Source organism: Georgenia yuyongxinii (assembly GCF_006352065.1).
GTDB classification, from domain to species: domain Bacteria; phylum Actinomycetota; class Actinomycetes; order Actinomycetales; family Actinomycetaceae; genus Georgenia; species Georgenia yuyongxinii.
Map to the genome: position 1 here is coordinate 3,690,575 of NZ_CP040915.1, position 12,618 is coordinate 3,703,192.

General features: G+C 72.3%; 13 protein-coding genes, 1 tRNA gene and 1 pseudogene. 7 read left to right on the top strand and 8 right to left on the bottom strand.

Annotation, left to right across the window (positions count from 1 at the left end; genetic code table 11):
* Position 1 precedes the first annotated feature (1 nt).
* The gene (locus FE374_RS16775) at positions 2–634 is read right to left on the bottom strand and encodes a hypothetical protein (protein ID WP_230978358.1); all 633 of its coding nucleotides are present in this window, start codon (positions 632–634) and stop codon (positions 2–4) included.
* A 314-nt stretch (positions 635–948) separates the two neighbouring features.
* Here FE374_RS16775 and FE374_RS16780 point away from each other — a divergent pair.
* From FE374_RS16780 to FE374_RS16810, 6 genes and pseudogenes are all read left to right on the top strand, one after another.
* Positions 949–1,481 (top strand): annotated as a pseudogene (locus FE374_RS16780) (DinB family protein).
* Between the two features lie 409 nt (positions 1,482–1,890).
* A complete protein-coding gene (locus FE374_RS16790) occupies positions 1,891–2,352 on the top strand; it encodes a hypothetical protein (RefSeq protein WP_139930402.1) in 462 nt (153 codons plus the stop codon).
* A gap of 121 nt (positions 2,353–2,473) precedes the next feature.
* Positions 2,474–2,546: transfer RNA gene (locus FE374_RS16795), tRNA-Lys, on the top strand.
* Positions 2,547–2,754: 208 nt separating this feature from the next.
* Positions 2,755–3,321 carry a DUF2207 family protein gene (locus FE374_RS16800; RefSeq protein ID WP_139930404.1) on the top strand — a complete coding sequence of 189 codons (567 nt, stop codon included), beginning with the start codon at positions 2,755–2,757 and terminating at the stop codon, positions 3,319–3,321.
* 128 nt (positions 3,322–3,449) lie between these two features.
* Positions 3,450–4,115, top strand: coding sequence for a DUF2293 domain-containing protein (locus FE374_RS16805; protein ID WP_139930405.1), 666 nt, complete (start codon positions 3,450–3,452; stop codon positions 4,113–4,115).
* Between the two features lie 37 nt (positions 4,116–4,152).
* Positions 4,153–4,896: an SDR family NAD(P)-dependent oxidoreductase gene (locus FE374_RS16810; protein WP_139930408.1), complete on the top strand. Its 744-nt coding sequence runs from the start codon at positions 4,153–4,155 to the stop codon at positions 4,894–4,896.
* A gap of 49 nt (positions 4,897–4,945) precedes the next feature.
* Here the strand turns inward: FE374_RS16810 and FE374_RS16815 are convergent, their stop codons facing one another.
* Both FE374_RS16815 and FE374_RS16820 read right to left on the bottom strand, forming a co-directional pair.
* Positions 4,946–5,215: a GlsB/YeaQ/YmgE family stress response membrane protein gene (locus tag FE374_RS16815; protein WP_139930410.1), complete on the bottom strand. Its 270-nt coding sequence runs from the start codon at positions 5,213–5,215 to the stop codon at positions 4,946–4,948.
* A 122-nt stretch (positions 5,216–5,337) separates the two neighbouring features.
* The gene (locus FE374_RS16820) at positions 5,338–6,768 is read right to left on the bottom strand and encodes a DEAD/DEAH box helicase (RefSeq protein ID WP_139931667.1); all 1,431 of its coding nucleotides are present in this window, start codon (positions 6,766–6,768) and stop codon (positions 5,338–5,340) included.
* Positions 6,769–7,055: 287 nt separating this feature from the next.
* Here FE374_RS16820 and FE374_RS16825 point away from each other — a divergent pair, with 287 nt between their 5' ends.
* Positions 7,056–7,748, top strand: coding sequence for a hypothetical protein (locus FE374_RS16825; protein WP_139930412.1), 693 nt, complete (start codon positions 7,056–7,058; stop codon positions 7,746–7,748).
* On the opposite strand, the gene FE374_RS16830 is transcribed toward FE374_RS16825, so the two are convergent.
* From FE374_RS16830 to msrB, 5 genes are all read right to left on the bottom strand, one after another.
* Positions 7,738–9,408, bottom strand: coding sequence for a methyl-accepting chemotaxis protein (locus FE374_RS16830; RefSeq protein ID WP_168205728.1), 1,671 nt, complete (start codon positions 9,406–9,408; stop codon positions 7,738–7,740). The genes FE374_RS16825 and FE374_RS16830 overlap by 11 nt on opposite strands.
* 106 nt (positions 9,409–9,514) lie before the next feature.
* The gene (locus FE374_RS16835; RefSeq protein WP_223173567.1) at positions 9,515–10,372 is read right to left on the bottom strand and encodes an EamA family transporter; all 858 of its coding nucleotides are present in this window, start codon (positions 10,370–10,372) and stop codon (positions 9,515–9,517) included.
* A gap of 11 nt (positions 10,373–10,383) precedes the next feature.
* The gene (locus tag FE374_RS16840; RefSeq protein ID WP_230978359.1) at positions 10,384–11,307 is read right to left on the bottom strand and encodes an AEC family transporter; all 924 of its coding nucleotides are present in this window, start codon (positions 11,305–11,307) and stop codon (positions 10,384–10,386) included.
* A gap of 80 nt (positions 11,308–11,387) precedes the next feature.
* On the bottom strand, positions 11,388–12,197 hold the full coding sequence (locus FE374_RS16845; protein WP_168205729.1) for an endonuclease/exonuclease/phosphatase family protein: 810 nt from the start codon (positions 12,195–12,197) through the stop codon (positions 11,388–11,390).
* Positions 12,194–12,610, bottom strand: a complete 417-nt coding sequence (msrB, locus tag FE374_RS16850; RefSeq protein ID WP_139930418.1) for a peptide-methionine (R)-S-oxide reductase MsrB — start codon at positions 12,608–12,610, stop codon at positions 12,194–12,196. Before msrB ends, FE374_RS16845 begins: the two co-directional genes overlap by 4 nt.
* Positions 12,611–12,618: the final 8 nt, after the last annotated feature.

The window sequence follows — 12,618 nt, forward strand, 5'->3', positions numbered from 1 at the left end:
TTCAGTCGAGCTTCTCGGCGCGGTAGAGCTCGGCCGCCTCCTCGAGCTCCTCGGCGGTCGTCAGCAGCGCGCCGGCGCGGCGGGTGACCCGGAAGGCGAGGTCGTCGTCGTCCTCCTGGATCCAGTCCGCGTGCAGCGCGGAGCCGGTGGCCAGCACGCGGAGAAAGGCCGCCGCGCGCTCCAGGGCCACGGCGAGGTCGCCGTCGAACAGCCCGGAGAGCACCTTGTCCACCAGGTCCCTGACCTCCTGCGGTCCGGGTGGATCGGCAACCCCGGCGACGGCGCCGGAGACCTCGGCGCGCTGGAGACCGAGCCGGTAGCGGCTCGCCACGGTGTCCGGGTCGCGGCGGACCCATTCACGCAGCAGGTACAGCCGCCACAGGGTGCCGGGCAGGGTGGTGTGGGGGCTGCGCGACCACAGGGCGGCGATCTCGTCGAGACCCTCTGTGTCGACGAGCTGGACCAACCGCTGGACGAGGTCGGGGTCGTCGGCGCCCTCACGGCCGCCGTGCACCAGCGCGCCGGCGGTGGTGTGGGCGATCTCCGACCGGGTCGCCGGGTCCTCGTCGCCCTGGATGAGCTCGGCCTCGGCCGGGTCGAGCATCGCCGGTCGCCGGAATCGTCGCTCAGCCATCACTGCTCCTCTCGCCCCGGGTCGGGGTCCGTGTGCGCGGCGGTGGTGGCCGCCGCCGGGCGCGTGCCGTGGGGGCGCGCCCCGCGATTGTCTCGCACGGACCCCCGGCGCGCACCGGGCAGATGGTCTCTTGCGTCAGGGCAGCTGCCAGCTTGGCCACGGTGATGAGTCGCGGCGAGGCCGGGCTGGCGTCGTCACGTTGGAGCGACTCCTCGAGTCCGCCATGGTCCACAACGATGACGCTCCGTTGGTGACCGAGATCATTGAGGCGGTCGCGACGGCGGCACGGACGGTGACCTTTGGGAAGTCCGACGATGACACCTACAGTGAGTAGTCTCACCAGGATCGCCGGCGCCGGGCCCTCACCCAAGAACGATCCGGTAACCAACACCCTTACGTCCGTGCTCGACCAGCAGCGAGCCACCGTGGTCAGGAAGCTCACTGGCCTGTCTGATAGGCAGGCGCGCAGCCGACCAGTGCCGACCTCGACCATGACACCCATGAGTCTGGTCCGGCACTTGGCCGCCGTTGAGCGTGGTGGTTCAGCACCGACTTCGCCGCACTGCGCGTCGCGCCGCCGTGGCCCGACGGTGACCTTGTCCGGGACGGGTTCGAGCTCGGTGACGACGACACGCTGGCGAGCAGCATCGCGCTGTACGTCGATGAGTGCGCCACCTCCCGTCAGGTGTTCGCGGCGGCTCGCGGCCTCGACGAGCCCGCCAAGCAACCGCCGGACCAAGCGTTCAACTTGTGGTTCGCCCTCGCCCACATGATCCAGGAGACGGCGCGTCACAACGGTCATCTCGACCTCATCCGCGAGGCCATCGACGGCTCGACGGGCGTGTAGCGGGGCAGTCTCCGGACCTTGTCGCAGCCGCGCCGCGCTGGTCTCCGCGAAAAGGACCGCGCCCCGCTCGTGCGGGGACCGCTGCTCAGCACGTTCGCGATCTTCATTCATCGCCATGTTCGCTACCGCCGTGTAGCACCGCACCACCACGGCAGGCCTCGGACCCACTTCAGGGCCTCTGGGGGTTCCACTCTTTGACTCCGGCTTGCGGAAACACTGAAATGTGCCCCTCTGCGAGGACAGTCGAACGGAACGACGCGAGGGCGAGCCGGAACGCCGAGCGCTGGCGCCCAGAATGTGCTCGAGTCACCACCTGATCTCCCGCCAGGTGGCAACGGTGGGTCCGGGTAGTGCGCGCCGGTAATGTTCCGGCAGGGCTCGAGTAGCTGCCCGGCGAGAAGGGGGACGGATGAACATCACGCCCGAGGTGCGCCACCCCGGTGAGTACGCACACTGGCAGGGCACGGCCTATCAGGCGACCGGGGCGAGGGGTCTCGTGAGGCTGGTCGCCCGGCAGGAGGACAGTCCGGGTCCTCAGTGGCACCGGGGTGTGGACCCCCGCGGCGACACCGAGTTCACCCGTATCGTCGCGGCCACTGACGTGGACTGGTGGATCCACGTGCACGTCGCCGCCACGTGGGAGGACTTGAACTTCCAGCTCATGCGCGTCGAGAGCGACGGCATGGGCTGGGGCTACGTCGTCGATGACCACCGATGCACCAGTGCCCATGCCACCACCGCCGAACTGCAGGGTGGCGAGCTGAAGCAGGTCGACCGTGGCGAGGTGCACCTCGGCGTCCCGCTGCAGTACCTCGCGAACTTCCGTGAGCGCGTCACCGACCGCAAGGCGTCCGCGCTCAAGAACCGCTAGGTGGGCACGAGAAGCTCGGACGCCGGCTGGCCGCGCGACCAGCCGGACGGCCCCCGCGCGACTGGCATACTTCCGTGGAGGGTTCCGTGGAACGTTTCGTGGATTAAAGAGTGGAACCCCCGGGCCTCTAGCTCAATTGGCAGAGCAGCGGACTTTTAATCCGCGGGTTGCGGGTTCGATCCCCGCGGGGCCCACCTTTAACGGACCTACCCTGGGCACCCCTGGCCGTGCGGCGGCGGGCCCGACCACCGCGGTGAACTACGGTGTGCGGCTCGTGATCAGTCGCTATGTGTCCGTATCGTTGTCGGGGCCGGTCATGGCCGTGGTGACGGCGCTGCTGTGCGCCGTCGTCCTTGTCGTGCCCGTGCTGGTCCTGCCCATTCTGCCGGGAGCACCAGCGCCGTGCGTCTGCCCCGGGCGCTCGTCGCGTTCCTCGCGCTCGTCGCCGTCATGGTCATCGTGTCCGAGAACTCCCCGCAGCTCCCCGGCTCGTTGTGGGCGCTGCTGTTTCTCGGCGCCGGTCTCGCGCTCGCCTACGCGGTGATGGTGCGGGTCACGGCCAAGGCGGCCAACGGACCCAGCGCGCCCGGCCGCGCCCTGTACGACCAGGCGCGGGGGTTCCGGCGCTACGTCGCCACGGCCGAGGCGGAGCAGGTCCGCTTCGAGGAGGGCATCGACGTCTTCTCGCGGTACTTGCCGTACGCGATGGTCTTCGGCGAGGCAGAGCGCTGGGGCGAGGTCTTCGCGCAGCTGGCGGGACAGGGCCAGGCCGCCCCGCCTTCCTGGTACGTGGGATCGCACCTCCGCGACGGAACCAGCGGCTCGTCCTTCGCCCAGTCACTGGGCTCGTTCGCCACTGCCTCGAGCTCGACGCTGAGCTCCACACCAGGGTCCTCCGGCTCCTCCGGGTCCCGCGGAGGAGGTGGTGGGTTCTCCGGCGGAGGCGGGGGTGGCGGCGGCGGTCGCTGACGGCGCGGCCCTGTTGCAGACCGGACCGTGGATGACTTGTCACGGAGGAGTTGACATGTCACGGAGAAGAACCGTGGATGACATGTCACGGAGAAGAGGGGACGCGTGCCGGCGGCCATAATCGGTTCATGGCGGAGGAGCCGCTGACCGATCTGCACCTCGACGTGTACGACACGCGCGAGGGGCCGTGGAACCCTGAGCACGGCGAGATCAAGATCCCGGACGACTGGACCTTCCTGCCCTCCGGGGACGCGTTCGTCACGCGCACTGTCAAGGCGGCGGGCCGGTACTGGCTGGCCTGGCGCCCACGCGGACGCAACCGCCCGCACCGCCGACTCGAAGGCCTGTGGGCGCCGGCGGCGGCTATCGCCGAGGCGCAGGCGGCCGCGGCAGCGACCGCCGAGCGGCGGGAGCGGCAGCGCGAGCGGGGCGCGCGCCAACGCGCCCGGTCCGAGGACCGCTACCGCACCGAGCTCGCCGCCGCGATCCTGGTCTACCTCGGCTTCGACGCCGCGCACGTGGACCTCGCCCACCAGATCGCGGACGGGGCCGCCGGCCATGCGGCGATCGTCGGCAGCGGTCGGGTGGGCCGGACCCGGAAGCTGCCGCTCGAGGACCGCGCGGCCCTGGCGGCGCGGGCGTGGATCCGCCACCGGTTCACCGACTACGAGGACCGGCTGAACAGCCTCTACGGCGACGACCTCCTGCTCGACGAGCTGGACTACCGCGGCATCAAGCACGACGCGCACTCCGCCGTCGACGCCTTCCTCGCCGAGCACCGCCCTCCCTGCTGACCACCGCCGTCCGATGCGCTGTCAGGAGGAAGACACCATGATGCGCATCCTCATCACCGGGTCGACCGACGGGCTCGGCCTCGCGACCGCTGAGACGCTGCTCAGCGAGGGGCATGAGGTGGTCGTGCACGCCCGCTCGGAGGAGCGGGTGCCCGCGGTCCAGCACCTGCTCGACCGGGGCGCGCACTGCCTGCTGGGCGACCTCGCCGACCCCGCCCAGGTGCGAAGGATCGCCGACAGCGCGAACCGGCTCGGCAGCATCGACGCCGTCATCCACAACGCCGGGGTCTGGCACGGGCCCGCGGTCCTGGCGGTCAACGTGGTGGCCCCGTACCTGCTGACGGCGCTGATCCCGGGTCCACGCCGCCTGATCTACCTCAGCAGCGGCATGCACCGCGGCGGCGACCCCCGGCTGAGCGGCCTGGACTGGACGGGACGCACCGCGACGGCGTCGTACTCCACGAGCAAGCTGCTGGTGACCGCACTGTCGGCCGCTATCGGACGCCGGTTCCCTGAGGTCCTCAGCAACGCGGTGGATCCGGGCTGGGTGCCCACCCGGATGGGCGGGTCATCCGCCCCGGACGATCTGCGGCTCGGCCACCGGACGCAGGAGTGGCTGGCCACCAGCAGCGACCCGGCGGCGCTGACCAGCGGGGGCTACTGGTACCACCAGCGCACCCGCGCACCGCACCCGACGGTGAACGACCACCACTTCCAGGACGCGATGGTGCACCACCTGGCCGATCACACCGGCGTTACGCTCGACGCCCTGGACGGCTGATAGGCACGGCAAAGGGCCGGCCGCACGACGGCGGCCGGCCCTGCCCAGGTCAGCGTACGGAGCGGCTCCTGCCGCGGATGCCGAGATAGATCGCGATGAAGACGATCGCCAGCACGATCGAGATGACCCACCTGATCCAGTCGATCCCCGGCGTCTCCTCCACACCTAGGAGGTTGGACAGGTAGTACCCGGCAAGGGCGCCGAGCGCGCCGAGGATGATCGTCCAGATGACACCGATGTTCTGGTCGCCCCGCATGAACAGGCGGGCGAGAGCACCGATCACGGCTCCGAAGATGATCAGGCCGATGAGTTCTCCCATGGTGGGACACCCCTCTCTTCCGTCGTCAGGCCGCAGCATGCGGACGCCGCCGTCTGGCGGCTGACGTCGGAATCGTTGCAGGTCACGTGCGGGTGCGCACGCCGAAACTGCGGGCGCCGGACCTACAGGCCGCGACCGTTCGCGGTCGCACGGCGCCGGGCGTGCGGACGACCGGCCGGCTCCGCGGCGCGGGCACGGGGGGTGCCGGAACGCTCGCCCGAGGTGGTGCTGTGGACCGGGCGCGAACCGCCGTCGGACCGGGCAGGACCGGTCTGCCCACCGGATCCACCACGACCGCGACGGCGGGCCGGGCGGCCTGCGGGTGCGGCCTGACCGCCGACCCGCGCAGGGCGGCGCGCCGGCTGCGGTGCGGGCTTGCGGGAAGCGGCGACGGGCGCGCTGTCCGGCGCGACCGGTGCCGCGATCGCGCCGACCAGGGCGCGTACCCGCTGGTCCGATGCCCCGACCCGTGCGGGCGTGGCGGTGATCTTGGCAGCCCGGGCCAGCGACCGGAAGTCCGCGCGCTGCTCGGGCAGGACCACGGTCACGACGTCGCCGCCGTGGCCCGCGCGGGCGGTGCGGCCCGAGCGGTGCAGGTAGGCCTTGTGCTCGGCCGGCGGGTCGACGTGGACGACCAGGTCGACATCGTCGACGTGGATGCCGCGGGCGGCGATGTCGGTGGCCACCATGACCTTGACCTCACCGGAGGAGAACGCGTCCAGGCCGCGCTCGCGCGCGTTCTGGGACAGGTTGCCGTGCAGCTCCACGGCCGGGATGCCGGCGGAGGTGAGCTGGCGGGCCAGCTTCTTGGCCTGGTGCTTGGTGCGCGTGAACAGGATGCGGCGGGTGGCTCCGGAGGCGAGGGCCTGCACCAGGTCGGACTTCTCCGTGGGCGAGGCGACCTCGAAGACGTGGTGCTCCATCGAGGTCACGGCCGAGGTGTCCGGGTCGACGCTGTGCTGGAGGGGCTCGCGCAGGAACTGCCGGACGAGCTTGTCCACCCCGTTGTCGAGCGTGGCGGAGAACAGCAGGCGCTGGGTCCCGGCCGGTGTCGCCTTGAGGATGCGGGTCACGCCCGGCAGGAAGCCGAGGTCGGCCATGTGGTCGGCCTCGTCGAGGACGGTGATGGCGACGGCGTCCAGACGCACGTGGCCCTGGTTCATGAGGTCCTCGAGGCGGCCGGGGCACGCCACGACGATGTCCACGCCCCGCTGCATCGCAGCGACCTGCGAGCCCTGTTTGACGCCGCCGAAGATCGTCGTGACGTTCAGCCCGGCGGCGGTGGCCAGCGGCGTGATCGTCTCGGCGATCTGGTTGGCCAGCTCCCGGGTGGGGGCGAGCACCAGGCCGCGGGGACGGTTCGGCTGGCGGCGGCCCGGGAGTCGCTCCCCCGAGGGCACGAGTGCCGCGAGACGCGCCACGAGAGGCAGGGCGAAGGCGAGCGTCTTGCCGGAGCCGGTGCGGCCGCGGCCCAGGACGTCACGTCCCGCCAGGGTGTCGGGCAGGGTGGCGGACTGGATCGGGAACGGTGCGTCGATGCCGCGGGCGGTCATGGACCGCACGAGCGACGCAGGTACGCCGAGGGCGGCGAAGGTGGTGGTGGTGGGCAGAGTGGTGTCAGGCACGGAAACGGTACTTCTCTCAGCTGGAGGTCACCGCAGGCATCTCCGCTGTCCGCGTCATCGGCGGCCGGGCCGCCGGCGCTGTAGCCGTGCTGTGCGATGTCGGGGCTCGCCGGTGCGGCGGGCGTCCCTGGTGTCCAGTATCGCACGCGCCGTCCAGTTGCGGAGCGTGTGGTCCGGTGAGACGGCGCACGGCGGTGCGGCCGTAGGGTCGGGGCGTGGGCGAGCAACCCGGCTGGAGCGACCGCGACCGTGCACTGTGGGACACCTGCGAGATGGTGGCGGCCCGCGTGCGCGGTCTCCCGGTGCACCCGCCGGTTCCGGTCGGCTCCCCGGTGCGTCCGGTGGCCGACGGCGAGACCTTGCTGGCCGCTGGGCCGGTCACCCGGTACGTGGTCCAGGCGGGGGACGGCTCCTACCGGCGCAGCTCGGGCTTCTTCTTCGCCACCGGTGCGGTGGGACTGGCGGCGACGGCGGCCGTGGCGGCCGGGCAGGTGCTCGGGAACTCCCGCCGGAAGAAGGCGGCACGTCTCGACGCCGCCCCGCGCTGGGTGCCGGCGGGCACCGGCCTGCTGACGGTCTCCACCCACGGCTTCTACATCTCGGCCCCGGCCGGCCTGGCGCCCTGGTCCTTCGCGGCGGTCGGGGCGTGCGAGGTGGGTCGCCCGGGCCTCGTCGACCTGTCTGGCCAGTCCACCGCGGGACCGGTGCGCTGGCTCCTGGAGTCCGACTGGGCCGAGCTGCTCTTCGCCATGTGGGCCCTGGCCGCCCACCCGACGCACCCGCAGCTCGCGACGGGGGCGTGGCTGCCGCCCGGCTGGCTCGAGCACGCGGCCCGGCTGCGGGGCGGGGCGGCAGCCACGGCGGTCAGCCAGCTTCCGGGCCCGGACACGGGTCTGTTCAGAACCTGAAGACGCTCACGCGCTCGCGCAGCTCGTCCGACATGCGGGCGAGCTCGTCGGTCGAGGCCTCCATGTGTCCCGTGACGTCGGACGTGGTGCGGGCAGCGGTGGCGACCCCAGTGATGTTCTGAGCGATCTCCCGGGCCCCGGTGGCAGCCTCGGCGAACGACCGGGACATCGCGTTGGTCGTCACGGTCTGTTCCTCGACCGCGGAGGCGATCGTCATCTGATAGTCGTTGATCTGCCCCACGACCTCACTGATCCGGCCGATGGCACCCACCGCCACGCCCGTCTGGGCCTGGATGGCCTCGATCCGGCGGGCGATGGACTCCGTCGCCCGCGCCGTCTCGTGGGCCAGCTCCTTGACCTCCGAGGCTACGACGGCGAAGCCCTTGCCCACCTCGCCGGCACGGGCGGCCTCGATCGCGGCGTTGAGGGCCAGCAGGTTCGTCTGCTCCGCGATGGCGGTGATGACCTTGACGACGTCGCCGATCTCCTGGGAGGACTCCCCCAGCCGGGTGATGACGCCGTTGGTGGCCGCCGCGTGCTCGGTCGCCTGGGCGGCGACCTTCGCCGCCTCGGCGGCGTTGTGCGCGATCTGCCGGATCGACACCTCCATCTGCTCGGCGCCCGCCGCGGCGGACTGGACGTTGTGCGAGATCTGCTCGGTGGCCGAGGCGACCACGCCCACCTGGGCCGAGGCTTCCGCGGCCCCAGCGGCCACGTGCGTGCTGCCGGCGGAGAGCTCCTCCGCGGCGGTCGCGACGGCCTGCGCCGTCTGGCTGACCGCGGCCATGGTGCGGCCCAGCTGGCGCATGGACGCGCCGAGCGAGGCGGCCATGTGCCCCAGCTCGTCTCGCGCACCCACCTCCGGGAGCGCAGTCAGGTCGCCGCGGCCGAGCGCGGCTACCGACGCGCCGACCGTCCGCACGGTCCGGGTGATCTGCCTGACGATGAGGGTGGCGATCAGGCCGCTGGTGGCGAGGCCGACGATCAGTGCGACGACGAGGTTGCGCTCGGCACGAGTGGCCTGTGCCGCCCCGTCCTCCATGGCGTCGGTGGCGTAGTCGTCCTCGGCGATGAGCGAGGACCGGATCAGGTCGCTGACGTTCTGGGCCAACGGGTGGAGGGTCCGCTCGAAGTACGCCTCGGTCGCGGCGCCGTCACCGGACCGCACGTGTTCGGCCCATCCGGTCCGGACCGCCCCGTGGTAGGCCTCCAGCGCCGTCCGGATCGGGTCGACGAGACTCGGGTTCGCCGCCGTGGGGCGGTACACCTCGAGCCGCTCCAACGTCACGGCCGCCCGCTCGTCGAGCTCGACCAGGTGCTGCTCGACGGTCACCGGCGAGCGCATCGGCAGGGCGAGGGCTTGCGTGCGGCTCTCGGTGAACAGCCGTTCGGCGCTGACGAGATCCAGGACCGACGCGGTCGAGAAGTGGTACTGGTCGTCCATCGCCCCGGCAAGGCCCCGCACGTTGAGGATGCCGAGCGCGGCCATGGTGAGCGCGACGATCCCGAGGATGCCGACCGCGCTGATGATCTTGCGGCCGATCGGCCGGTTCGCGAACCACGCCCGTGCCCGGCCGCGGCCTCGGCCCTCGGCGCGGTCTCGCGTCTGATAGCGGCCACGCAGTGGCATGGGACGGACAGCCGTGGCGGCGTCGGCCATGTTGCCCTCCCCGTCGAGCGCGAGACACGCAGTCCTGTCAGACATCGACCCCGCGGCGACACCCATGACGAGAGCCGGCTGTGATCTTGGTCACACACGGCCCCGGTCACCGGGCGCTGCGGCGCCGCGGCGGGCCTGCCGACGGTTGCGCGGCCAACGCCACGGCGACGCTTATCAGCACCAGCCCGAGCACCTCTCCGGTGGTGGGCACCTGCTCGAGCACCACGAGCCCGACCAGCAGGGACGTCGCCGGCAGCAGCGAGGTGAGCAGCGCGAACGTGGCCGCGGAGAGCCGGGTGAGGGCGACCTGCTCGATCGCGTACGGCACCAGCGAGGAGAGCACGCCCACCCCGACCACGGCCAGCAGGAGGGCCGGGTCGGCCAGGGGCTCGCCGGCCGTGCGCGCGGCCACCGGGACGTAGACCAGCGCGCCGGCCGTCATCCCCACCGCCAGGGAGTCCAGCCCGCTGCGCCCGGCAGCGATCCGCCGGCCCAGGACGATGTAGACCGCCCACGCCGCCCCGGCCGCGAGCGCGAAGCCGACCCCGACGGCGGTGCCGGGAGCCGACCAGTCCAGGCCGAGCCCGGAGATCGACAGCACGCCGAGCAGCGCGACGCCGATCGCGAGCCGGATCCGCCAGCCGCGCCCGCCGATGGCCGCGACGGCCACCGGCCCGAGGTACTCCAGGGAGACGGCGGTGCCGAGGGGCAGGTGGTCGATCGCCACGTAGAAGAGCAGGTTCATCCCGGCCAGCACGAGGCCGAACAGCGCCGAGCTTCCCAGGTGGCGCCACGTCCAGGCCCGGCGCCACGGGCGCCGCCAGGCCAGCAGCAGCACCGCCGAGACGGCGATGCGCCACCACGCCACCGTGGTGGCGGGCATGAGCGTGAACAGGCCGACGGCGATCGCGGCCCCCACGTATTGGCTCAGCCCGGAGAACATGAACAGCGCGGGAGCCGGCACCCGCCCACGGTTCACGTCAGCGCTCCCGCGAACGCGACGACCACCGGGATGCAGACCAGCGTGCTGAGCAGCACCGTGTCCCGCACGAGCGGGACCGCCCGGCCGTACCGCATGGCGTAGACGAAGACGTTCTGCGCCGTCGGCAGCGCCGCGACGACCACGGTGCCGAGCAGGTCCGAGCCGCTCAGTCCCATGACCTTCCACGCCAGGACGTAGGCGACCGCCGGCGCGAGGAGGGTCTTGAGGCCGACGGCGAGCCACAGCGGCCCGCGTCCCGCGCCGGTGCCGGGCAACGGCGACCCACGCAGGGACAGCCCGAACGCGACCAGCATGGTGGGCACTGCCATCGCACCGACCATCTCGATCGGGGCGAGCACGAGATCGGGGAGCCGCCAGCCGGTGACCGAGAACAGCAGGCCGAGCGCGACACCGATGACCAGGGGGTTGCGCACCGGGGTCAGCAGGACGTGTCCGAGGGAGGTCCCGCGCCGGCCGGTCTGCAGATCGAGGACGGTGAAGCTGACCGGCACCATCACCAGCAGCTGAAGCAGGAGGATGGGCGCGATCGCCGCCGCGTCGCCGACCGCGAATACGAGGATCGGGATGCCGAGGTTGCCCGCGTTGACGTAGCTGGCGCTGAGTGTCCCGAGGGTGAGCTCGGCACCGCGCCGGCCCAGCAGGAACCGGGCGACCACGACGTACACCAGCGCGGCGACCGCCACGGTAACGACGTTGACGAGGGCGCCGGCGGAGAAGATGTCGGTGACGTCGGCGCCTGCGACGGTGAGGAACATCAGCGCCGGGGTGGCGGCGAAGAACGTCAGCCGGGACAGGACGAGGTCCGCGTCCTTGCCGAGCACCTCGAAGCGACCGAGCAGGTACCCGAGGACGACGATCACCGCGAGGGTGGCGAAGCCCGTGAGCACTGCTCCCACGCCGGGTCCCCCTTCCTGCGCCGCTCCGGCGGCCCGGGTCATCCTCCCATCCACGGCCGTCCGGGCCGGGCACCGCTGGGTCAGGGGACCGGCACAACCTCGGCGCTGAGCGCGGCGTGGTCCGAGATCGTCAGGTGGTGCGCCCGTCCGGTGCCGGCGGGGCGCACGCCATCACCGAGCAGATGGTCGAGCTGGGTGCGCGGGCGGGCGTTGGTGAAGGTCGGGGCCACCGCCAGCGCAGTCCACCCGGTGACCTCCTCGACCGCGGCGGGCGGGAGATTGAGGTCCCCGCCGAGCACTCGCGGGCCAGGCAGCACGGCCAGCGCCCGCACGCACCGGGCCAGCTGCCGCCGGGCCACGTCGGGAAACACCGACAGGTGCGTCACCGCCACGGTTGTCGGGCCGCCAGGTGTCTCCACGACGGCGGCCAGGCACACCCGGCCTGCGTCCACCTGCGGGAACCACCCGCCCAGCGACCATCCGAGCAGGTCCGCGCCGCGGCGCAGCCGGACGCCGCCGCCACGCAGCCGCAGCGCGTGCCAGGAGCGCACGGGGTAGCGGCTCAGGAGCGCGACGCCGTAGGCGGGCCCGTCGACGGACGAGCGTCGCGGCCGGCGGGCCAGCCCTGTGGCGGAGCCGGCCAGCGAGGCGGCGAACCGGTGGTGCGGCAGGTCCAGCTCGCGGGCCAGCAGCGCCGCCTGGTCCACCCGTCCCGAGCGTGGCTGGTGCCGGTCGACCTCCTGGACGAGCACGATGTCCGCGTCCACCGCGCGGAGCTCTGCGGCCGCCTCGGTGAGGCTGACGCCGTCGGCCGGCTGACCGACCCGTGGTGAGCCGACCGCGGGCAGGGCGTGCTGGAGGTTGACGGTGAGCAGCCGCAGGGCCGTCACGGTGCCGGCGCGCCGTCCGGCCGCTCCTCGAACGTCAGGGAGACGGAGTTCATGCAGAACCGGTCTCCGGTGGGCGTCTGCGGCGCGTCGTCGAAGACGTGGCCCAGGTGGGACCCGCAGGCGGCGCAGCGGACCTCGGTGCGCACCATCCCGTGCGAGCGGTCCACGATCAGCTCGACGGCGTCGCTCTCCTTGGGGGCGTAGAAGCTGGGCCAGCCGCAGTGGGCCTCGAACTTCGTGGCCGAACGGAACAGCTCGGCGCCGCAGGCGCGACAGCTGTACACGCCGGCACGGTCCTCGCCGAGCAGCTTGCCGGTGAAGGGACGCTCGGTGCCGGCCTCGCGCAGCACGTGGTACTCGAACTTGTCGAGCTCGGCGCGCCACTGCTCCTCGGACTTGGAGATCTTGGTCATGGCTCCAT